This window comes from Streptomyces sp. RLA131 (assembly GCF_056270125.1).
The window spans coordinates 3,327,764-3,348,667 of the sequence record NZ_JBWDOQ010000002.1 but is presented as its reverse complement, the minus strand read 5'-3'; the positions used below and the strand labels follow the sequence as shown (position 1 = coordinate 3,348,667).

Annotated in this window: 19 protein-coding genes, 1 tRNA gene and 1 pseudogene; 15 read left to right on the top strand and 6 right to left on the bottom strand. The window is 70.0% G+C overall.

The window, feature by feature from the left end; all coding sequences use genetic code 11:
* Nucleotides 1–28 precede the first annotated feature (28 nt).
* From RWE79_RS16090 to RWE79_RS16080, 3 genes are all read left to right on the top strand, one after another.
* A complete protein-coding gene (locus RWE79_RS16090) occupies nt 29–1,828 on the top strand; it encodes an ABC-F family ATP-binding cassette domain-containing protein (protein WP_475940761.1) in 1,800 nt (599 codons plus the stop codon).
* A gap of 63 nt (nt 1,829–1,891) precedes the next feature.
* On the top strand, nt 1,892–3,484 hold the full coding sequence (locus RWE79_RS16085) for an outer membrane protein assembly factor BamB family protein (protein WP_475940760.1): 1,593 nt from the start codon (nt 1,892–1,894) through the stop codon (nt 3,482–3,484).
* A gap of 260 nt (nt 3,485–3,744) precedes the next feature.
* Nucleotides 3,745–4,524: a helix-turn-helix transcriptional regulator gene (locus RWE79_RS16080; protein ID WP_475940759.1), complete on the top strand. Its 780-nt coding sequence runs from the start codon at nt 3,745–3,747 to the stop codon at nt 4,522–4,524.
* Here RWE79_RS16080 and RWE79_RS16075 read toward each other — a convergent pair.
* Together RWE79_RS16075 and RWE79_RS16070 are read right to left on the bottom strand one after the other, a co-directional pair.
* Nucleotides 4,506–4,823: pseudogene (locus RWE79_RS16075) on the bottom strand (hypothetical protein); the annotation flags it as partial. The gene RWE79_RS16080 and the pseudogene RWE79_RS16075 overlap by 19 nt on opposite strands.
* 11 nt (nt 4,824–4,834) lie before the next feature.
* Nucleotides 4,835–6,505, bottom strand: coding sequence for a sodium:solute symporter family protein (locus tag RWE79_RS16070; protein WP_475940758.1), 1,671 nt, complete (start codon nt 6,503–6,505; stop codon nt 4,835–4,837).
* 114 nt (nt 6,506–6,619) lie between these two features.
* Here RWE79_RS16070 and galT point away from each other — a divergent pair, with 114 nt between their 5' ends.
* The 4 genes from galT (at nt 6,620) to RWE79_RS16050 (ending at nt 10,985) form a co-directional block, all read left to right on the top strand.
* The gene (gene galT / locus RWE79_RS16065; RefSeq protein WP_475940757.1) at nt 6,620–7,663 is read left to right on the top strand and encodes a galactose-1-phosphate uridylyltransferase; all 1,044 of its coding nucleotides are present in this window, start codon (nt 6,620–6,622) and stop codon (nt 7,661–7,663) included.
* Nucleotides 7,664–7,775: 112 nt separating this feature from the next.
* The gene (gene galE, locus RWE79_RS16060) at nt 7,776–8,771 is read left to right on the top strand and encodes a UDP-glucose 4-epimerase GalE (protein ID WP_475940756.1); all 996 of its coding nucleotides are present in this window, start codon (nt 7,776–7,778) and stop codon (nt 8,769–8,771) included.
* Nucleotides 8,768–9,928, top strand: coding sequence for a galactokinase (gene galK, locus RWE79_RS16055; RefSeq protein ID WP_475940755.1), 1,161 nt, complete (start codon nt 8,768–8,770; stop codon nt 9,926–9,928). Before galE ends, galK begins: the two co-directional genes overlap by 4 nt.
* A 265-nt stretch (nt 9,929–10,193) precedes the next feature.
* A complete protein-coding gene (locus RWE79_RS16050) occupies nt 10,194–10,985 on the top strand; it encodes a LuxR C-terminal-related transcriptional regulator (RefSeq protein WP_475940754.1) in 792 nt (263 codons plus the stop codon).
* Nucleotides 10,986–11,060: 75 nt separating this feature from the next.
* On the opposite strand, the gene RWE79_RS16045 is transcribed toward RWE79_RS16050, so the two are convergent.
* Both RWE79_RS16045 and RWE79_RS16040 read right to left on the bottom strand, forming a co-directional pair.
* A complete protein-coding gene (locus tag RWE79_RS16045) occupies nt 11,061–12,080 on the bottom strand; it encodes an SH3 domain-containing protein (protein ID WP_475940753.1) in 1,020 nt (339 codons plus the stop codon).
* Between the two features lie 195 nt (nt 12,081–12,275).
* Complete coding sequence (locus tag RWE79_RS16040) at nt 12,276–12,773, bottom strand: MarR family winged helix-turn-helix transcriptional regulator (protein WP_475940752.1); 498 nt, start codon at nt 12,771–12,773, stop codon at nt 12,276–12,278.
* 120 nt (nt 12,774–12,893) lie between these two features.
* Between RWE79_RS16040 and RWE79_RS16035 the strand changes: the two genes are divergently transcribed.
* On the top strand, nt 12,894–13,724 hold the full coding sequence (locus RWE79_RS16035) for a trans-aconitate 2-methyltransferase (RefSeq protein ID WP_475940751.1): 831 nt from the start codon (nt 12,894–12,896) through the stop codon (nt 13,722–13,724).
* Nucleotides 13,721–14,113 carry a VOC family protein gene (locus tag RWE79_RS16030; protein WP_475940750.1) on the top strand — a complete coding sequence of 131 codons (393 nt, stop codon included), beginning with the start codon at nt 13,721–13,723 and terminating at the stop codon, nt 14,111–14,113. Before RWE79_RS16035 ends, RWE79_RS16030 begins: the two co-directional genes overlap by 4 nt.
* A gap of 63 nt (nt 14,114–14,176) precedes the next feature.
* Here RWE79_RS16030 and RWE79_RS16025 read toward each other — a convergent pair whose 3' ends face one another.
* Nucleotides 14,177–14,779: a TetR family transcriptional regulator gene (locus RWE79_RS16025; protein ID WP_475940749.1), complete on the bottom strand. Its 603-nt coding sequence runs from the start codon at nt 14,777–14,779 to the stop codon at nt 14,177–14,179.
* A 70-nt stretch (nt 14,780–14,849) separates the two neighbouring features.
* Nucleotides 14,850–15,845, bottom strand: a complete 996-nt coding sequence (locus tag RWE79_RS16020) for an acyl-CoA desaturase (RefSeq protein ID WP_475940748.1) — start codon at nt 15,843–15,845, stop codon at nt 14,850–14,852.
* A 217-nt stretch (nt 15,846–16,062) separates the two neighbouring features.
* Between RWE79_RS16020 and RWE79_RS16015 the strand changes: the two genes are divergently transcribed.
* From RWE79_RS16015 to RWE79_RS15990, 6 genes are all read left to right on the top strand, one after another.
* Nucleotides 16,063–16,133, top strand: a tRNA-Gln gene (locus RWE79_RS16015).
* Between the two features lie 130 nt (nt 16,134–16,263).
* Nucleotides 16,264–17,694, top strand: coding sequence for a bifunctional UDP-N-acetylglucosamine diphosphorylase/glucosamine-1-phosphate N-acetyltransferase GlmU (gene glmU, locus RWE79_RS16010; RefSeq protein WP_475940747.1), 1,431 nt, complete (start codon nt 16,264–16,266; stop codon nt 17,692–17,694).
* Nucleotides 17,695–17,800: 106 nt separating this feature from the next.
* Entirely contained in the window at nt 17,801–18,787 is a 987-nt protein-coding gene (locus RWE79_RS16005) for a ribose-phosphate diphosphokinase (protein ID WP_475940746.1), read from the top strand.
* Between the two features lie 176 nt (nt 18,788–18,963).
* Nucleotides 18,964–19,560 (top strand): 50S ribosomal protein L25/general stress protein Ctc, encoded by a 597-nt coding sequence (locus RWE79_RS16000; protein WP_475940745.1) that lies wholly within the window; start codon nt 18,964–18,966, stop codon nt 19,558–19,560.
* 79 nt (nt 19,561–19,639) lie between these two features.
* A complete protein-coding gene (pth, locus tag RWE79_RS15995; RefSeq protein ID WP_475940744.1) occupies nt 19,640–20,227 on the top strand; it encodes an aminoacyl-tRNA hydrolase in 588 nt (195 codons plus the stop codon).
* A 62-nt stretch (nt 20,228–20,289) separates the two neighbouring features.
* Nucleotides 20,290–20,787, top strand: coding sequence for a hypothetical protein (locus RWE79_RS15990; protein WP_475940743.1), 498 nt, complete (start codon nt 20,290–20,292; stop codon nt 20,785–20,787).
* Nucleotides 20,788–20,904 lie beyond the last annotated feature (117 nt).

The window sequence follows — 20,904 nt, the reverse complement described above, 5'->3', positions numbered from 1 at the left end:
TGTCCCTCCCCCGCGCGCATGGAGAAAAATGGCCGTCAACCTGGTCAACGTCGAGTCCGTCGGCAAGGTGTACGGCACCCGTACCCTTCTGGACGGAGTCTCGCTCGGCGTCTCGGAGGGCGACCGGATCGGCATCGTCGGCCGCAACGGCGACGGCAAGACGACCCTCATCCGGATGCTGGCGAAGCTGGAGGACCCGGACACCGGCCGTGTCACCCACCTGGGTGACCTGCGGCTGGGCGTGCTGACGCAGCACGACAGCCTGGACCCGGAGGCGACGGTCCGGCACGAGGTGGTGGGCGACAAGGCCGACCACGAGTGGGCCGGCGACGCGAAGATCCGCGATGTGCTCACCGGGCTCTTCGGGGGGCTGGACCTGCCGGGCTTCCCGCAGGGGCTGGACACCGTCATCGGGCCGCTGTCCGGCGGTGAGCGGCGCCGGATCGCGCTCGCCAAGCTGCTGATCGACGAGCAGGACCTGATCGTGCTCGACGAGCCGACCAACCATCTGGACGTCGAGGGCATCTCCTGGCTCGCCGCCCACCTCCAGGTGCGCCGTTCCGCCCTGGTCTGCGTCACCCACGACCGGTGGTTCCTGGACCAGGTCTGCACCCGGATGTGGGATGTGCAGCGCGGCGACATCCACGAGTACGAGGGCGGCTACAGCGACTACGTCTTCGCGCGGGCCGAGCGGGAGCGGATCGCCGCCACCGAGGAGGTCAAGCGGCAGAACCTGATGCGCAAGGAGCTGGCGTGGCTGCGGCGCGGGGCACCGGCCCGGACCAGCAAGCCCCGCTTCCGCATCGAGGCCGCCAACGAGCTGATCGCCGACGTGCCGCCGCCGCGCGACAGCGCCGAGCTGATGAAGTTCGCCAACTCGCGGCTGGGGAAGACGGTCTTCGACCTCAAGGACGTCACCGTCCAGGCGGGCCCCAAGGTGCTGCTCAAGCACCTCACCTGGCAGCTCGGCCCCGGCGACCGGATCGGGCTGGTGGGGGTCAACGGTGCCGGGAAGACCTCGCTGCTGCGGGCCCTGGCGGAGGCCGCGTACAGCGACGGGGACCAGCAGCCGGCGGCCGGACGGATCACGGTGGGCCGCACCGTGAAGCTGGCCTACCTCTCGCAGGAGGTCGGTGAGCTGGACCCGACCTGGCGGGTGCTGCAGGCGGTGGAGCAGGTGCGCCAGCGCGTCGACCTCGGCAAGGGCCGGGAGATGACCGCCGGGCAGCTGTGCGAGAAGTTCGGCTTCACCAAGGAGAAGCAGTGGACGCCGGTCGGCGACCTGTCCGGTGGTGAGCGCCGGCGGCTCCAGATCCTGCGGCTGCTGATGGACGAGCCGAACGTGCTGTTCCTGGACGAGCCCACCAACGACCTGGACATCGAGACCCTGACCCAGCTGGAGGACCTCCTCGACGGCTGGCCCGGCTCGATGGTGGTGATCTCCCACGACCGGTACTTCCTGGAGCGCACCACCGACCACATCCACGCCCTGCTCGGCGACGCGACGCTGCGCATGCTGCCGCGCGGCGTCGACGAGTACCTGGAGCGCCGCCGGCGGATCGCCGAGGCGGCCGTTCCCGCCCCGGCGCCGGCCGCCGCCGCCAGGCCCAAGGGCGGCGGGGACAGCCGGGCGGCGAAGAAGGAGCTGCAGAAGATCGAGCGTCAGCTCGACCGGATCGGCGAGAAGGAGGCCAGGCTGCACGGCGAAATCGCCGAGAACGCCACCGACTTCGGGCGGGTCGGGCGGCTGGACGCCGAGCTGCGCGCGCTCAGCGGTGAGCGCGACGAGCTGGAGATGCGCTGGCTGGAGCTGGCCGAGGACGCGTAGCAGTGGGGTAACGGTGCCGGGGTGACGGGCCGGTCTGTGAGTTTCCGGTGATACAAATGCCGCATGTCGCAGCCGCCCCCGCCCCCTCCGCCGCAGGGCCCCTACGGTCGGCCCGAGTTCCCGCCTTACCCCCAGCAGCAACAGCCGTACCCTCAGCAGCAACAGCCGTATCCCCAGCCGCCGCCGGCGCCGTACCAGCAGCAACCGCCGTACCAGCAACAGCCGTACCAGCAGCCCTACTACCCGCCCCCGCTGCCGCCGCAGCCGCCGCGGGGCGGCAGTGGCGGCGGCAAGGTGATCGGTATCGTCGCGGGAACGGCCGCCGCCGCCCTCGTCGTCGTCGCCGGGGTGTGGATCGCGACCTCGGGCGGGGACGACGGCACGGACCCCTCGGACTCCAGGGCGAGTTCCCGGGCATCCTCATCAGGTTCCTCCGGCGCCGGGATCAAGGCCTCGACCCTGTGGACCGCCGAGGCCGACCGGCCGCCCAAGTCCGAGTACGGTGCCGCGCTGCCCGACGTGTGGTTCACGGCCCGGGCGATCGTGAAGACCATGCCGGACTCGGTGACCTCCTTCGACATCGACAGCGGCCACCGGAACTGGTCGATACCCCTGTCCGGTCCGTCCTGTCCCGGCTCCAGGGAGTCGTCGGCCGACCGGATCGTGGTGCAGTACGGCACCGGGTGCTCCCGGGTGATGGCGATCGACATCGCCGGCGGCAAGAAGCTGTGGGACCACGAACTGCCGGTGGAGAACGGCCGTACGTCCTTCAGCTACGGGCAGATCGCGGTCTCCGGCGACACCGCGGCGGTGGCCTGGATCGGCGGCAGCAACGCCGCGTACCGGATCAGCACCGGCAAGCTGCTGTGGACGCCCAAGGACAACGCCGAGTGCAGCGACATCGGTTACAAGGGCGGCGCGAAGCTGGTCGCGGTCATCCAGTGCGGCACGTACAGCGACCGCTCGTACTACGTCCAGGGGATCGACGGCTCCGGCAAGAAGCAGTGGACCTGGCCGGTGCCCTCGCACAACGAGGTCAACAGCATCGTCTCCACCGACCCGGTGGTGGTCGGGCTGGCCGCCGGGTCGAGCTCGCTGCTGTCCGACGTGGTTCATCTGGAGGGCGGGAAGATGAAGTCCCGTATCTCGCTGGGCAACGCGGGCGCCGAGGCGAAGTACCGCATCGACTGCCATGTGGTCGGTGAGGGCCGCTGCCAGGACTACGCGCTGGACGACGACACCATCTACTTCACCACCAAGTCGCACTCCGGGAGCGGCAGCGACTCCTACGGCCGTACCAACGAGATCGCCGCCTTGGACCTGAGCACCGGCAAGCCCAAGTGGCTCGCCAAGCCGGACGAGGAGCGGGAGGTCACCATCGTGGGCCTCGACGACGGCGGGGACCGGGTGATCGGCTATCAGGAGGCCACGTACGACAAGCCGGGCCGGCTGATCGCCGTCGACACCTCGACGCATCAAGTCACGCCATACATGGAGCTACCGGACAGTGGGAAGGACCTGGAGGACCTGTTCTACTCCAGCGACTACCTGTGGATGTACAAGAAGCACTTCTTCATGACGGCGGCCACCGTCCGGGCCCTGGGCTCCAGCGGAGCCGACGGTTCCACCCAGAAGTCGGTCGCGGCATTCGGGTGATCATGATCGGACGGAAACGAACCGATTCGTGGGTGAACCAGCCAAGAAATACGGGAATTTCGGTAATGAGTGAAGGTTCTGACCAGTAGGGGGCGCAGAAAGTCGAACAAGCGTGTAGCTTGCGGGCCTGTACCCGGGCCCGGACGGAGGGCACAGCTGGGGCGCCGGGGAGGGCCGCGCTACGGCACGAGGGGGGACCGGCGTGGAGTCGGGCGAGGCCGGGCCTCGCCGCTCCCTGGGGGGGATGAGGGGAACGCCACATGGGCGTACGGCTTGTTGTGGTGGACGATCACCGGCTGCTGGCGGAGGCGCTCGCCTCGGCACTGAAACTGCGCGGGCACCGGGTGCTGGCGGCGGCCGCACCCGCGTCCGGGGCGGCCGAGCTGGTGCTGTCGCGGTCCCCGGAGGTCTGCCTGATCGGCACCGCCGCGCCGGGCGAGCCGGGCGTCTTCGACCCGATCGTACGGATCAAGAAGGAGCGGCCGGGGGTCGCGGTGATCGTGCTCGGGCCGGTGCCGAACCCGCGGGGCATCGCGGCGGCCTTCGCCTCCGGCGCCTCCGGCTACGTACGGCACGACGAGCGCATCGAGGGCGTCGAGCGCGCCATGGCCAAGGCCCGGGCGGGCGAGGTGGCGGTGGCCCCGGGACTGCTCCAGGCGGCCTTCGCGGAGCTGCTCAACCCGGTCGTGGAGCCCGACGACGAGGGCACCCGGCTGCTCCAGATGCTCACCCCCCGGGAGATCGAGGTGCTGGTCCGGGTCGCCGAGGGGGAGGACACCCGGCTGATCGCGGCGGGGATGCGCATCGCGCCCAGCACCGCCAGGACCCATGTCCAGCGCGTCCTGATGAAGCTCGGCGTCGGCTCCCGGCTGGAGGCCGCGGCGCTCGCCGCCCGCACCGGCCTGCTGGACCGGGCGGGCGGCGCGCGCGCGGATCACGCGCCGGGGACGGAACCGGGTCCGGCTGCGGGTCCGGCGGCCGGCCCGGTGGCGGGTCCCGCCTCCGGGCCGGGAGCGTTCCCGGGGCCGGAGCCCTCCTGAAGCGCCTCCGCCGAGGGCGGCGGGGGCGGCGGGCTGAGCCTGACCCAGAGCAGGAAGAGCAGGCCGAGCAGCAGCATGCCCAGGCCCGTCCACAGGTTGATGTTGATGCCCTGGGCCTTGTCGATGTCGGCGTCGGAGGCGGTGATGCCGGCGATGGTGACGATCACGCCGTACACCGTGAACAGACCGCCGATGATGCGGCGGATGTCGAAGAGCCGGGCCGCGGTGGCGGACCTGTGCTCCAGTTCCTCGACTTGGTGCTGGTAGTCGAACTCGCTGTGTTCGCTGTGTTCGCTCATGTCGGCCTGCCTCAGAAGGAGAACGGGATGTAGCACACGGCGGCGAGCACCAGCGCGGACCAGCCGAGCAGTGCGGGCCTGCGGTACCAGGCGTCGTCGCCCTTGGCGGCGGGCTCGGCCATGCCGGGCGAGGTGGTGCCGTAGACCAGGCCGGCCAGTTCCTCGGCGGGCTTGGGCCGGGTGAAGGCGCTGACGATCACCATCACCACCGCGCCGACGACGAAGGCCACGATCGCCGAGACGAAGTTGGCGCCCTGGTCGCTCGGGATGCCGATGACGCCCTGCTTGTAGAGCCAGAAGTAGTTGATCATCGCCGCCACGGTGCCGCTGAGCAGCCCCCAGAAGCCGGAGGCCGGGGTGGTCCGCTTCCAGAACATGCCGATGATGAAGACCACGAACATCGGCACGTTGAAGAACGAGAACAGCGTCTGGAGGTAGGCCATGATGTTGCTGAAGCTGGACGCCAGGAACGCGGTGCCGATGCTGGCCAGCACGCCGACCACGGTGATGATCCGGCCGAAGCGCACGTAGTACGCGTCGGGGCGGTCCTTCCTGATGTACGCGCCCCAGATGTCGTTGGTGAAGACGGTGTTGAAGGACGACACGTTCGCCGCCATGCCCGCCATGAAGGCCGCCAGCAGGCCCGTCACCGCGATCCCCAGGACGCCGTTGGGCAGCAGGTCCTGCATGAGCAGCGGGATCGCGTCGTTGTACGTCAGGTCGGACCTGCCGGTGCCGATCTCCGGCGCGAGCACGGCCGCGATCAGACCGGGGACCATGACGATGAACGGGATGAAGATCTTGGGGAAGGCGGCGATGAGCGGGGTGCGCTGGGCGGCGGACAGGTTCTTCGCGGACAGCGCGCGCTGCACCTCGGCGAAGTTGGTGGTCCAGTAGCCGAAGCTGAGGACGAAGCCCAGACCCAGCACGATGGTGAGCCAGTTGGCGCCCAGCGGGTTGGGATCGCCGATGCCGGTGCCGCCCCAGGCGCTGGTGAAGTCGCTGCCGTGCGAGGCGTCCAGTTTGTCCGTCAGCCCGCCCCAGCCGCCGACGCGTTCCAGGCCGACCACCGTCAGCGGGATGAGCGCCGCCAGGATGACGAAGAACTGCAGCACCTCGTTGTAGATCGCCGAGGACAGGCCGCCGATGCTGATGTAGACGAGGACGAAGAACCCGGCGACGACGATGGCCACCCACTGCGGCCAGCCGAGCAGCGCCTCGACCACGATGGCCAGGGCGTAGAGGTTGACCCCCGCGATCAGGACGGCGGCGCAGGCGAAGAGCACCGAACTGAGCAGGTGCGCGCGCCGGTCGAAGCGGTGCAGCAGGAACTCGGGTACGGACCGGACCTTGGAGCCGTAGTAGAACGGCATCATCACCAGGCCCAGGAACACCATCGCCGGGATCGCGCCGATCCAGTACCAGTGGACGGTGTAGACCCCGTACTGCGCCCCGTTGGCGGCCATGCCGAGGATCTCGGTGGCGCCCAGGTTGGCGGCGACGAAGGCCAGACCTGTGACCCAGGCGGGCAGCGAGCGGCCGGACAGGAAGAAGTCCAGGCTGGTTTTGACGCTGCGTCTGGCGGCGAAGCCGATGCCGAGGACGACGACGAAGTAGATCGCCAGGATCGAGTAGTCCAGCGCGTTGGTGGGCAGCCGCAGCTCGTCGGCCAGGTAGTGCATGGGCAAATCCCTCCCCGAAATGTTGAGTGATTGACGCAACTGTTGCCTTGTGGTTAATTGTGTTTGTTTATGTTGGATGAGTGTGGTCGGCAACACGGGCAAGGAGCTCTCGCGGTGAAGAAGACGACGACCCGGCTCGCCGACGGTCGTGAGCTGATCTATTACGACCGCCGGGACGACGCCGTACGCGAAGCGGTGGACCACCGACCGCTCGACCCGGTCTCCACGGCCTCCGAGGTCCGCCGGGACCCCCTGCTCGGTGACTCCGTGGCGGTTGCCTCCCATCGCCAGGGCAGGACCTATCTCCCGCCCGCCGACGAGTGCCCGCTCTGCCCCTCCCGCAACGGGCGGCTCAGTGAAATTCCCGACACGGACTACGACGTCGCGGTCTTCGAGAACCGCTTCCCCTCACTCAGCGGCGACGCGGGCCGCTGCGAGGTGGTGTGCTTCACCTCCGACCACGACAAGTCCTTCGCCGACCTCAGCCCCGGCCAGGCCCGCCTGGTCCTGGACGCCTGGACCGACCGCACCGCCGAGCTCTCCCAGCTCCCCGCCGTCGAGCAGGTCTACTGCTTCGAGAACCGCGGCAAGGAGATCGGCGTCACCCTCGGCCACCCGCACGGCCAGATCTACGGCTATCCCTTCGTCACCCCGCGCACCGAGCTGATGCTCCGCTCCCTGGAGCAGCACCGCGAGGCCACCGGCGGCCGCAACCTCTTCGACGACACGGTCGAGGCCGAGCGCGCCGACGGCTCCCGCATAGTCATGGACACCGCGCACTGGACGGCCTTCGTCCCCTACGCCGCCCACTGGCCCTACGAGGTCCACCTCTACCCCAAGCGCCGGGTGCCCGACCTGCTCGGCCTCGACGAGGAGGCCCGCGCCGAGTTCCCGGCCGTCTACCTGGAACTGCTGCGCCGCTTCGACCGGCTCTTCGGGGCCGAGTCCGGGACCCCGTACATCGCCGGCTGGCACCAGGCGCCCTTCAGCAGCGAGCTGCGCCGCGAGTTCGCCCTCCACCTGGAGCTGTTCACCATCCGCCGCACCGCGGACAAGCTGAAGTTCCTGGCCGGCTCGGAGTCCGGGATGAGCGCGTTCATCAACGACGTGCCGCCGGAGGCCGCCGCCGCCCGGCTGCGGGAGGTCGCGTCCGGATGAGCCGTACGACCCGTATGAGCGCGTTCATGGAAGGCTCTCAGCGGCACCTCAGATCCCCCGGTTACGGTCGGCGGGACACCGGCAGCGGAAACAGCAGAGAGGCAGCGGCCCAGTGAGCGACACCCCGGGTACGAAGAAGGTCCTGGTCACCGGCGGCGCCGGTTATGTCGGCAGCGTCGTCGCCCGGCACCTGCTGGAGGCGGGCCACCGGGTCACCGTGCTGGACGACCTGTCCACCGGCTTCCGGGCCGGTGTGCCCGAGGGCGCCGTATTCGTCGAGGGCCGCATCCAGACCGACGCCGCGCGCGTCCTGGACACCCCGGACGACCCCTACGACGCCGTGCTGCACTTCGCGGCCTCCTCCCAGGTCGGCGAGTCCGTGACCGACCCCGAGAAGTACTGGCGCAACAACGTCGCCGGGACGCTGGAGCTGCTCACCGCGATGCGCGGGGCGGGCGTGCGCACACTGGTCTTCTCCTCCACCGCGGCCACCTACGGCGAGCCGAAGACCGTCCCGATCACCGAGGACGAGCCGACGCTGCCCACCAACCCGTACGGTGCCACCAAGCTCGCCGTCGACCACATGATCACCGGCGAGGCGGCCGCCCACGGCCTGGCCGCGGTCTCGCTGCGCTACTTCAACGTCGCGGGCGCGTACAAGGGTTCAGGCGAGCGCCACGACCCCGAGTCGCACCTCATCCCGCTCGTCCTGCAGGTGGCCCAGGGCCGCCGCGCGGCCATCTCGGTCTACGGCGACGACTACCCCACGCCCGACGGCACCTGCGTCCGTGACTACATCCATGTCGCCGACCTCGCCGAGGCCCACCTGCTGGCCCTGGACCACGCGACCGCCGGTGAGCACCTGATCTGCAACCTGGGCAACGGCAACGGCTTCTCCGTGCGCGAGGTCGTCGAGACGGTCCGCCAGGTCACCGGCCACCCCGTCCCCGAGGTCGCCGCCCCGCGCCGCGCCGGCGACCCGGCGGTGCTGGTGGCCTCCGCCGAGCGTGCGAGGCAGCGGCTGGGCTGGAAGCCGTCACGGGCCGATCTGGCCGGTATCGTGCGCGACGCCTGGGAGTTCACGCAGAAGCTGGAGAACAACCGATGACGACAGCGGAGACCTTCCGTGAGGTGTACGGAGCCGAGCCCGAGGGCGTCTGGGCGGCGCCCGGCCGGGTGAACCTGATCGGCGAGCACACCGACTACAACGACGGCTTCGTCATGCCGTTCGCGCTGCCGCACACCACCGTCGCGGCGGTGGCCCGGCGCACCGACGGGCGGCTGCGGCTGCACTCCGCCTCCGGTGACGTGAGCGCGGGCATCGTCGAGCTGGACCTCGGCACGCTGACGCCGGACGCGCCCGTCGAGGGCTGGGCCGCCTATCCGGCGGGTGTGGTGTGGGTGCTGCGCGACGCCGGGCACGCCGTCACCGGCGCGGACATCCACTTCGAGTCCACGGTGCCGGTCGGCGCCGGACTGTCGTCCTCCGCCGCCCTGGAGGTCGTCACCGCCCTGGCGTTGAGCGACCTGTTCGGACTCGGCCTGGAGCCCTGGCGGCTCGCCCGGCTCTGCCAGCGGGCCGAGAACGTCTATGTCGGCGCCCCCACCGGCATCATGGACCAGACCGCCTCCGCGTGCTGCACCGCCGGCCACGCGCTGCACCTGGACACCCGGGACCTGGCACAGCGGCAGATCCCCTTCGACCTGGCCGCGCAGGGCCTGCGGCTGCTGGTGGTCGACACCCGGGTCAAGCACTCCCACAGCGAGGGCGAGTACGGCAAGCGGCGGGCCGGCTGCGAGGCCGCCGCGGCGGCCCTGGAGGTCGAGGCGCTGCGCGACGTCCCCTACGAGGGCCTGGACGCCGCCCTCGCCAGGCTGGACGACGAGGAGCAGCGCCGGCTGGCCCGGCATGTCGTCACCGAGAACCACCGGGTCGAGGAGGTCGTACGCCTCGCGGTGGACGGCAGCCCCGCCGGCTACCGCGCCATCGGCCCGGTCCTCACCGCGGGCCACGCCTCGCTGCGCGACGACTTCCGGGTCTCCTGCCCCGAACTGGACCTCGTGGTCTCGGCGGCCAACGAGTCCGGCGCGCTCGGCTCCCGGATGACCGGCGGCGGTTTCGGCGGCTCCGCGATCGTGCTGGTCGAGGACGACGCGGCGGAGAAGGTGACGGAGGCGGTGCTCGCGGCCTTCGCCACGGCCGGATTCCGTACTCCCCGTGTTTTCAGTGCAGTTCCGGACGAGGGTGCGCACCGACTGACCTGAACCGATCGCCATTAGCAACAAAAGGCAACTCCATCAAGCAAGTTTTGCCATTGAGGAGCCTTTGTCGGCCCCTGCCTCTACGCTTTTTCACAGCGTCGGTGGGGGCCGACGCTTGCATCAGGGGGCGAGACACAAGGGTTCGGCACCTGGAACGGGGTAGGCAGCCCGGTACGGCGGCGGTCGTACGGAGGTTGCGGTGCACGACCCCCCGCTCCGGGTGCCGGATCCTCCGTGGACCCCGCCGCCACCGTGGGGGGAATGGCAAATGCCGGGAGTGGGGCCCGTGGGACGGATTCGCGTTCTCGTCGTCGACGACCACCGTATCTTCGCCGAATCGCTCGCCGCGGCCCTCGCGGCCGAGCCCGATGTGGACGTATCGGCCGCAGGCAGCGGCCCGGCGGCCCAGCGGTGCCTGGAGCGCGGTGCGGCCGAAGGCCGCCGTTACGACGTACTGCTGGTCGACGCCGACCTCGGAGCCGCCGCCAGGGTGCCGGAGCCCCGGCAGCCCGAGCCGCTCCGGGCGGTGGGCGCCGACGGGCAGGTCCCCATGGTCGACGGCATAGCCCTGGTCGAGCGCATCCGCGTCGACCATCCGGCCACCCGTACCGTGGTCCTCGCCGAACGCGACGACGCCCGCCGTGCCGCCCGCGCCCTCCAGGCCGGGGCCTCCGGCTGGGTCGCCAAGGACTGCTCGCTGTCCCGGCTGCTGGCCGTCATGCGCGGGGTGCTGCGCGACGAGACGCATCTGCCGCCCGCCCTGCTCACCGGCGTACTGCGGGAGTTGACCGCGGCCCGGCGTCATCGCACCGAGAGCGAACGGCTGGTGGAGTCGCTCACCCCGCGCGAGCAGGAGGTACTGCGCTGCATGGTCGCGGGACTCGGACGCAAGGCGGTGGCGGAACGGCTCTATCTCTCCCCGCACACCGTCCGTACCCACATGCAGAACGTGCTGGGAAAGCTCGGCGTGCACTCCACCCTCGCCGCCGTGGCCCTGGCCCGCCGGGCCGGGGTCGGGCCGGCCGATCTGGCGGTGAAGGCGGGCGCGTCCGGCGCGTGACATGACGCGGGGCGGCGGCCCGCTCTCCCCGCGAACGGGGAGAGCGAGCCGCCGGGTCACCGATGGAACCGGTGCTCAGTTGCCACCCTCGGCACTGTTGTAGCTGCTGGCGTCCCAGCTGGAGTTGTCGCTCTTCCAACTGGTCTCGCTGCTGTTGCTGTTGCTGTTGCCGCTCTCACGACCGTTCTCGCGGCTGTTGCTGTTGCCGTTCTCACGGCCGTTCTCGCGGCTGTTGCTGTTGCCGTTTTCGCGGCCGTTGCCGTTGCCGTTCTCACGGCCGTTCTCGCGGCTGTTGCTGTTGCCGTTTTCGCGGCCGTTGCCGTTGCCGTTCTCACGACCGTTCTCGCGGCCGTTGCCGTTGCCGTTGTCCCGGCCGTTGTCACGACCGTTCTCGCGGCCGTTGTCCCGACCGTTCCCGCGCCCGTTGTCCCGGCCGTTCCCGCGCCCGTTGTCCCGGCCGTTGTCACGCCCGTTGTCCCGGCCGTGGTCACGCCCGTTGTCGCGGCCGTGGTCGCGGCCGTGGTCCCGGCCGTTGTCGCGCCCGTCGTGGTCGTCGTGCTGGTCCCGGAAGCGGCAGTAGCGCGGCGACGGACCGATGTTGCTGATGTAGCGCGCCGAGGACCAGGCCCAGTAACCGTTGGCCAGCTTGTACCACTGCGAGTTGCCGTCGACTTCCTCCCCGTACACCTTGCACTGGATCCAGACGTTCGCACCGCGCGGCAGCGTGCCGAGGATGCGGGAGTCGGTGCTGGGGGCGGAGCGGATCCGCAGGCCGATGCGGGAGATGACCCGGCCCTGGTAGTACGTCCGCTGCGAGTAGGCCACCGAGGACGCGGAGGACATCGCGCCGGAGAGGTCGGGGCTACCGGCGTCGGAGGCGTCCGGGGCGTCGACGCCGCCGGGCAGCGACACTTCGTCATTGAAGTCCGGCGCGACGCCGTCGTCGGAGAGGTCGGGGGACGTGACCTCGGGACCGTTGCCCTGGGGCCCGTCGTCCGCGAACGCGGCGCCCGTGCTGCCGAATGCGAGCGCCGTGGCCAGAACGCCGGTGGCGGTCGCGCTGGCTATCTTGGTCAGGCTCATCTGCAGAGTCATCTGCATCTCCAATGTTGGAGAGGGACCCGGCGAGGGTCCGCAATGGAAACCGGCGCCGGATTGAGCTCAGTAGCGCGCCGGGTGCCGCAAAAGTGACCGGTTGGTCCTTATGTGGCCTTCACACCGCTTACGCTAGGTCGGGTACTGTGAGTGTGCAAACGGTGGCGTTGTGTACACACCCACCAAGATCGGGAATCAGCCCGGCAGGTTGTCGAAGGGGGCCGTCAACTGCCGCAGCAGGCCTGCCAGTTCGTCGCGCTGCCGATCGGAGAGCTCGGCCAGGATCGCCCGCTCCTGAGCCAGCAGTCCGGCCAGTGCCTGATCGGCCCGGTCCTGGCCCTCGGGGGTCAGCCGCACCAGTACCCCGCGCCTGTCGGTGGGGTCCGGCAACCGCTCCACGAGTCTTTTTTTCGCCAGCCGGTCGATGCGGTTGGTCATCGTGCCCGATGTGACCAGGGTCTGGGTCAGCAGCTGACCTGGCGAGAGCTGGTACGGGGCCCCGGCGCGGCGCAGCGAGGTCAGTACGTCGAACTCCCACGGCTCCAGGCTGTGCTCGGAGAACGCCAGTCGCCGGGCCCGGTCCAGATGCCGGGCCAGCCGGCTCACCCGGCTCAGTACCTCAAGCGGTTCAACGTCGAGGTCGGGGCGCTCTCGGCGCCATGCAGCGACCAGACGGTCGACCTCGTCCTCCATGGAGATCAGTGTAGTGGTTCTGTTGACATGAAGTCTCTTGACATCAAGAGATTAATTGCGGGAGCGTGTGGGCAATGTCGGGCGCAGGACCAGATTCTGTCTTGACGAGGGAGTTCGAACATGCAAGCAGCAGCGCGTTGGGATCCTGAGCAGTATCTCCGCCATGCCACCCACCGCACCCGACCTTTCCATGATCTCCTCGCCCGCATATCCGAGCTGCCCGGCGCCGGGCCCCGCATCGCCGACGTCGGCTGCGGTCCGGGCAATGTCACCGTCCTGCTCACCGACCGCTGGCCCGACGCCCGGGTGACCGGCTACGACAGCTCCCCGGACATGCTGGAGGCCGCGCGGTCCTACCAGGGGCCGACCCCCGGCGGCGGCAGCCTGGACTTCGCCCCTGCCGACGCCGCCCACTGGACCCCCGGGGAGACCTTCGACCTCGTGGTCTCCAATGCCGCGCTCCAGTGGGTCGAGGGCCACGCCGACCGGTTCCCGGTCTGGTACGACCACCTCGCCCCCGGCGGCACCCTCGCCTTTCAGGTGCCGGGCAACTTCACCTCGCCCAGTCACGCCCTGCTCGGTGAGCTCTGTGACGCCCCCCAGTGGCGCGACCGCCTCGGCGACGGCCACGGGCGGCGCTATGTGCACATCCTCGAACCCGCCGGCTATCTCGAACGCCTCTCGGAGCTGCCCGGCCTGGCCGGTGAGCCCGACGTGTGGGAGACCACCTACGTCCAGCTCCTCCAGGGCGAGGACCCCGTCCTCGAATGGACCAAGGGCACCGCCCTGCGGCCCGTCCTCACCGAACTGGCCGACGATCCCGCCGCCCGCCGTGAGTTCCTCGCCCAGTACCGCGACCTGCTCCGCAAGGCCTATCCGGCGGGCCCGCGCGGCACCGTCTTCCCCTTCCGCCGCATCTTCGCCGTCGTACGAAAGGCTGCCGACCAGTGACCCGGACCCCGGGGATATCAGCCGTCGACCATGTCCAGCTCGCCGCCCCGCCCGGCAGTGAGGACGTCCTGCGTACGTACTACGCCGGCGTCCTGGGCCTCACCGAACTGCCCAAGCCGCCCGTCCTGGCCGCCCGTGGCGGCTGCTGGTTCGTCACGGCCGACGGCCGCGTCCAGCTGCACCTGGGGATCGAGGAGGCCTTCCGGCCCGCGAGGAAGGCCCACCCGGGCCTGCGGGTGACCGGCATCCACGACTTCGCCGAACGGCTTCGGGTGCGCGGGGCCGAGGTCGTGTGGGACCACGACCTGCCGGGACATGAACGCTTCTTCTCCGAGGACCCGGTCGGCAACCGGCTGGAATTCCTCGAACCGGCCGCCCCGGAGAGCTGACAGGGGGCAGCTGACAGGGGGCAGCGGAAACGCCAGAGGGCCGGTCTCGTCCGAGACCGGCCCTCATGTCTTTCGGTGGCCTATGAGCCGCGGCCGGGGCTCCAGTCCCGACAGCCCGTTCCAGGACAGGTTGACCAGGTGGGCCGCGACCTCGGACTTCTTGGGCTTCTGGGTCTCCAGCCACCACTGCCCGGTCAGCGCCACCATGCCGACCAGCGCCTGCGCGTACATCGGTGCCAGCTTGGGGTCGAAGCCCCGCTGCTTGAACTCCATGCCGAGGATGTCCTCGACCTGGGTCGCGATGTCGCTGATCAGCGATGCGAAGGTGCCCGTCGACTGTGCCACCGGGGAGTCCCGGACCAGGATCCGGAAACCGTCGGTGTACTGCTCGATGTAGTCCAGCAGCGCGAAGGCCGCCTGCTCCAGCAGCTCGCGCGGATGGCCGCCGGTGAGCGCGCTGGTGACCATGTCCAGCAGACGTCGCATCTCGCGGTCCACCACGACCGCGTAGAGGCCTTCCTTGCCGCCGAAATGCTCGTACACCACGGGCTTGGAGACCCCCGCCTTGTGCGCGATCTCCTCCACCGACGTGGCCTCGAACCCGCGTTCGGCGAAAAGCGTCCGGCCGATGTCCAGAAGCTGCTCCCGGCGTTCCTTGCCCGTCATCCGCACGCGCCGGGCACGACGAGCCCCGGTACCCTCACTGCTTCTGCTACTGCCGTCGCTCACGCGTCAATCATGCCGCTTCACTGACACTTTCCTTGCGGCGGCCCGCGATACGGTCAGCGGTCGGCCAGCGCACATCCGTCGCCCAGCCCAGCTGTTCGAACCAGCGGATGATCCGGGCGCTGGAATCGATCTGCCCGCGCAGCACGCCGTGGCGGGCCGAGGTGGGGTCGGCGTGGTGCAGGTTGTGCCAGGACTCGCCGCAGGACAGCACGGCCAGCCACCACACGTTGCCCGACTTGTCGCGGGAGCGGAACGGCCGCTTGCCCACCGCGTGGCAGATCGAGTTGATCGACCAGGTCACGTGGTGCAGCAGGGCCACCCGGACCAGCGAGCCCCAGAAGAAGGCCGTCGCGGCCCCCGTCCACGACATGGTGACCAGACCGCCGACCAGCGGCGGAATGGCCAGCGACAGGGTCGTCCAGAACCAGAAGTCGCGGCTCACCCGGCGGATCACCGGGTCCTTGATCAAGTCCGGGGCGTACTTGTGCTGCGGGGTCTGCTCCTCGTCGAACATCCACCCCATGTGCGCCCACCACAGGCCCTTGAGCAGCGCCGGGAGGGTCTCCCCGTACTTCCACGGGCTGTGCGGGTCGCCCTCGGCGTCGCTGAACCTGTGGTGCTTGCGGTGATCCGCGACCCAGCGCACGACCGGTCCCTCGACCGCCATGGAGCCGGCGACCGCCAGGGCGATCTGCAGGGGGCGGTTGGCCTTGAACGATCCGTGGGTGAAATAGCGGTGGAAGCCGATGGTGATGCCGTGGCAGCCGAGGTAGTACATCCCCACCATCAGGCCCAGGTCCAGCCAGCTCATCCCCCAGCCCCAGGCGAAGGGGATGGCCGCGAGCAGGGCGATGAAGGGGACGCCGATGAAGAGCCCGAGCGTGATCTGCTCGATCGAGCCCTTCTTGTCGCCGCCCAGGGTGGCTGTCGGGAGCTGTGTTCCGGTTCCGGTTCCGGCCCCGGGGTCCCGGGACTCGGTGATCACGTCGTTCCGTGTGGTCATGGTGGTCCCTCGATGAACTCGGGAATGCGGGGGTTTGTGCCACTTTGCCTCTTCTACGGAACCGTAACCTACGGCGTCGTAAGTATGGCAGTGCGAAGTCTTCGCGAAGCAGAGGGGCACGTGTCGGCCGGATGGCCGTCCATGGGCTACGGGTACCCAGGAACATCGTCGCGTCCACATACCCGAGTGCGGCATAGTGGTGCCGCACGCACGATGATCCGCCGTGGTGTAATGGCAGCACTGAGGGTTTTGGTCCCTTAGGTCCGGGTTCGAATCCTGGCGGCGGAGCTCGGACGGGGTGCGGACACAGGCACTCAGTACCGGTCTCTCCCGGTCTTCGGCGGTCACCGGCGTTTCCGCTCCGAAACGCGCCGGTATTCTGCGGGTGTCCCTGACCCGAAGCCGAGGAGTCCCTCCTGTGAGCGCCCATCGCCCGGCCGCTGTCGTCGTTCTCGCCGCGGGTGAGGGCACCCGCATGAAGTCGGCCACGCCCAAAGTCCTGCACGAGATCAGCGGCCGCAGCCTGGTCGGCCACGTCGTGGCGGCCGCCGGTGCCCTGGAGCCCGAGCACCTGGTGGTCGTCGTCGGTCACGCCCGCGAGCAGGTGACGGCCCATCTGGCCGACGCCGGCCCGCAGATCCGTACCGCCGTCCAGCACGAGCAGAACGGCACCGGCCACGCGGTCAGGGTCGCCCTGGAGGGCCTGCCCGCCCTGACCGGGACGGTGGTGATCACCGCGGGGGACACCCCGCTGCTGACCGCCGACACCCTGCGCGCCCTGGTGGCCGCCCACGACGCCGACGGCAACGCCGTGACCGTGCTCTCCGCCGAGGTGCCCGACCCCACCGGCTACGGTCGGATCGTGCGGTCCGCCGACGGCGCCGTCCTGGCGATCGTCGAGCAGAAGGACGCCGACGACCAGCAGCGGGCGATCCGGGAGATCAACTCCGGGGTCTTCGCCTTCGACGCGGGGCTGCTCGCCGACGCGCTCGCCAAGGTCACCACCGACAACGCCCAGGGCGAGGAGTACCTCACCGACACCCTGGAGATCCTGCGCGAGGCCGGCCACCGGGTGGGCGCCGCGATCGCCGCCGACCACCGCGAGATCGCCGGCATCAACAACCGCGTCCAGCTCGCCGAGGCCCGCCGCACCCTCAACGACCGCCTGCTGGAGCGCGCGATGCTCCAGGGCGCGACCATCGTCGACCCGGCCTCGACCTGGGTGGACGTGAGCGTGGAGTTCGAGCCGGACACCGTCGTGCTGCCCAACACCCAGCTGTACGGGGCGACCCGGATCGCCACCGGCGCCGAGGTGGGGCCGAACTCGACCCTCACCGACACCACGGTCGGCCCGGGGGCCCGGGTCAGCAACACCGTCGCCGACGGCGCCGAGATCGGCGAGGAGGCGACCGTGGGTCCGTTCGCGTATCTGCGCCCCGGCACCAGGCTCGGGACCAGGGCCAAGGCGGGCACCTACGTCGAGATCAAGAACGCCACGATCGGCGAGGGCACCAAGGTGCCGCACCTGTCGTACGTGGGGGACGCGACGATCGGCGAGTACACCAACATCGGCGCGGCCAGTGTGTTCGTGAACTACGACGGGCAGGCCAAGCACCACACCACGGTCGGCAGTCACTGCCGTACCGGGGCGGACAATATGTTCGTGGCGCCTGTCACAGTGGGGGACGGGGCCTACACCGCCGCCGGGTCGGTGATCACCAAGGACGTGCCGCCAGGTTCGCTGGCCGTCGCCCGTGGCCAGCAAAGGAATATCGAGGGCTGGGTGGCCAGAAAGCGTCCGAGCAGTGCCCCCGCGCAGGCCGCCGAGCGGGCCACCAGGGGTGAGTAAGGGGACGGTTCGGGGCGTTCCCCCGCGTGCACGGGTGGCTTGAACAGCGCGTACCGTGTGAGGGGCACGCATTTCCGCCGCCAGTCGAATTCCAAGGAGACGTGCAGTGACCGGGATCAAGACGACCGGTGAGAAGAAGCTGATGCTCTTCTCCGGCCGCGCACACCCCGAGCTCGCGGAGGAGGTGGCGCACCAGCTGGGTGTGAGCCTCGTACCGACCAAGGCGTTCGACTTCGCGAACGGTGAGATCTACGTCCGCTTCCAGGAGTCCGCGCGTGGCTCTGACGCGTTTGTCATCCAGAGCCACACCGCTCCCATCAACAAGTGGATCATGGAGCAGCTGATCATGATCGACGCGCTGAAGCGGGCCTCCGCCAAGCGCATCACCGTGGTCGTGCCCTTCTACGGCTACGCCCGTCAGGACAAGAAGCACCGCGGCCGCGAGCCGATCTCGGCCCGGCTGATCGCGGACCTGCTCAAGACCGCCGGCGCGGACCGCATCCTCACCGTGGATCTGCACACGGACCAGATCCAGGGCTTCTTCGACGGCCCGGTGGACCACCTGTTCGCGCTGCCGCTGCTGGCGGACTACGTCGGCGCCAAGGTGGACCGCGACAAGCTCACGGTCGTCTCCCCGGACGCCGGCCGGGTGCGCGTCGCCGACCGCTGGTGCGACCGGCTCGGCGCCCCGCTGGCCATCGTGCACAAGCGGCGCGACCCGGACGTGGCCAACCAGGTCACCGTCCACGAGGTCGTCGGTGATGTGAAGGGCCGTATCTGCGTCCTGGTCGACGACATGATCGACACCGGTGGCACCATCTGCGCCGCCGCCGACGCGCTGTTCGCCAACGGCGCCGAGGACGTCATCGTGACGGCGACGCACGGTGTGCTCTCGGGCCCGGCGGCGGACCGCCTGAAGAACTCCAAGGTGAGCGAGTTCATCTTCACCGACACCCTCCCGACCCCGGGTGAGCTGGAGTTGGACAAGATCACCGTGCTGTCGATCGCCCCGACCATCGCCAACGCGGTGCGCGAGGTGTTCGAGGACGGTTCCGTGACGAGCCTGTTCGAGGACTCGCACTCCCCCCGCTGATCCCGGGATCCGGCAGAAGATCGATTTCGTGGCGGGCCTTCCCGCCGGGTACCCTTCGGGAGTTGCTCGGCGAGGGAGGCCCGCCTCCGTTATCGACGCGCTCCTTGTAAGGGGAACGGCCCGTCGCGGGCCGGGTGACGTGAAGAATCCGTCCACTGTCACAAGGAGCGAATCCCATGTCCGAGATCAAGATCGCCGGCGAGACCCGTACCGAGTTCGGCAAGGGCGCCGCCCGCCGTGCCCGTCGCGCCAGCCTGGTGCCGGCCGTGATCTACGGCCACGGTGCCGAGCCGCAGCACGTCAACCTGCCGGGCCACGAGCTGCTGCTCGCGCTGCGCGCCAAGAACGTGCTCATCAGCGTGGAGTTCGAGGGCAAGTCCCAGCTGGTCATCCCCAAGGCCGTGCAGCGTGACGCGCTCAAGGGCTTCATCAAGCACGTCGACCTGCTCGCGGTCCGCCAGGGCGAGAAGGTCAACGTCGAGATCCAGGTCGTGACCGAGGGCGAGCTGGCCCCCGGCGGCAACCTGCTGGAGCACGTGCTCAACGCGCTGCCGGTCGAGGCCGAGGCCACCCACATCCCCGAGTCCGTCACGGTCTCCATCGAGGGCCTGGAGGCCGGTGCCTCCATCCTCGCCAAGGACATCTCGCTCCCCAAGGGCACCACGCTCGCCGTCGACGAGGACGCGGTCGTCATCCAGGTCCTCGCCGCCCAGGCCGAGGTCTCCGAGGGCGAAGAGGGTGCCGAGGGCGAGACCTCCGGCGCCGAGGCGTAACCCTCCCGGCATCGCCTCTGACCGCCGCCCCGCTCCGTCAGGAGCGGGGCGGCGGTCCTGTTGAATGGACTGCATGAGCATGAGCGCAGCGGAAAGCGCCCCGGAGGGGCCCTGGCTGGTGGCCGGACTGGGCAACCCCGGGCCCGAGTACGCCGGTAACCGGCACAACATCGGCTTCATGGTGGCCGACCTGCTCGCCGAGCGGATCAGCGGCCGCTTCAAGACGCACAAGAGCCGGGCCCAGGTCGTGGAGGGGCGGATCGGTGGCCGGCGGGTGATCCTGGCCAAGCCGATGACGTACATGAACCTGTCCGGCGGTCCGGTGACGGCGCTGCGCGACTTCTACAAGGTGCCGGTCGCCGGCATCATCGCCGTCCACGACGAGCTGGACATCGACTTCGCGACGCTGCGCCTGAAGATGGGCGGCGGGGACAACGGCCACAACGGCCTGAAGTCGATCACCAAGTCGCTGGGCCCGGACTATCTGCGGGTGCGCTGCGGAATCGGCCGGCCGCCCGGGCGGATGGACGTGGCGGCGTTCGTGCTCAAGGACTTCGGATCGGCGGAGCGCAAGGAACTGGACTGGTTCGTGGACCGGGCGGCGGACGCCGTCGAGGCGCTGATCTCGGAGGGCCTGGAGCGGGCGCAGGGCACCTACAACAGCTGACGCGGGCGGCCCCGGCCCCCGGAGGTTGACCGAGGGGCAGCTTTTGGCCAAGGATCGCCCGCATGGTCAAACGGAGCCGTACCCGCCGTACCGCCGAGGGCGCCTACGGGCTGCTCCTCGTCGGCAGGATCCTGCTGCTGTCCGCCCTGGTCCTGCTGATCCTCGCCGCGGGAGTCCGGACGTCCTGGAAGACCGCCCAGCACGTGATGCTGACCAAGGGGCGGGAGCAGGGCACCATGACGGTCTCGGCGTGCGGCGAGAAGACCTGCACCGGACCGTTCCTCCCGGACGACCGGGGCGGTGAGGTCCGGGCCAGGGTGACCATCGACCGGACGGTCACCCACCGCACCGGGGAGCGGATCCCGGTCGCGGTCGAACCGGGCACCTCCACGGTGGTGCGCACCGGTACGGCCGGGGTGCTGCACGCCTGGATCCCGCTGGGCGGGGCGCTGTTGCTGGTGGCGCTGGTACTGGCGGGCGGCCTGCGGCTGCCCCGTACGGCCTGGGCCGCGGGGCTGGCCGGCGGGGCACTGCTGGTGGCGGCGTTCCTGGCGCTGTGAGCGAGCCGGCCCGCGGCCGCCGGTGTGTCCGGACAGGACGGGCGGCCGCGGGCTGTGCTGTGACCTGAGTGCTGTGACCTGAGTGCTGTGGCCTGAGTGCTGTGCCTGAGTGTTGTG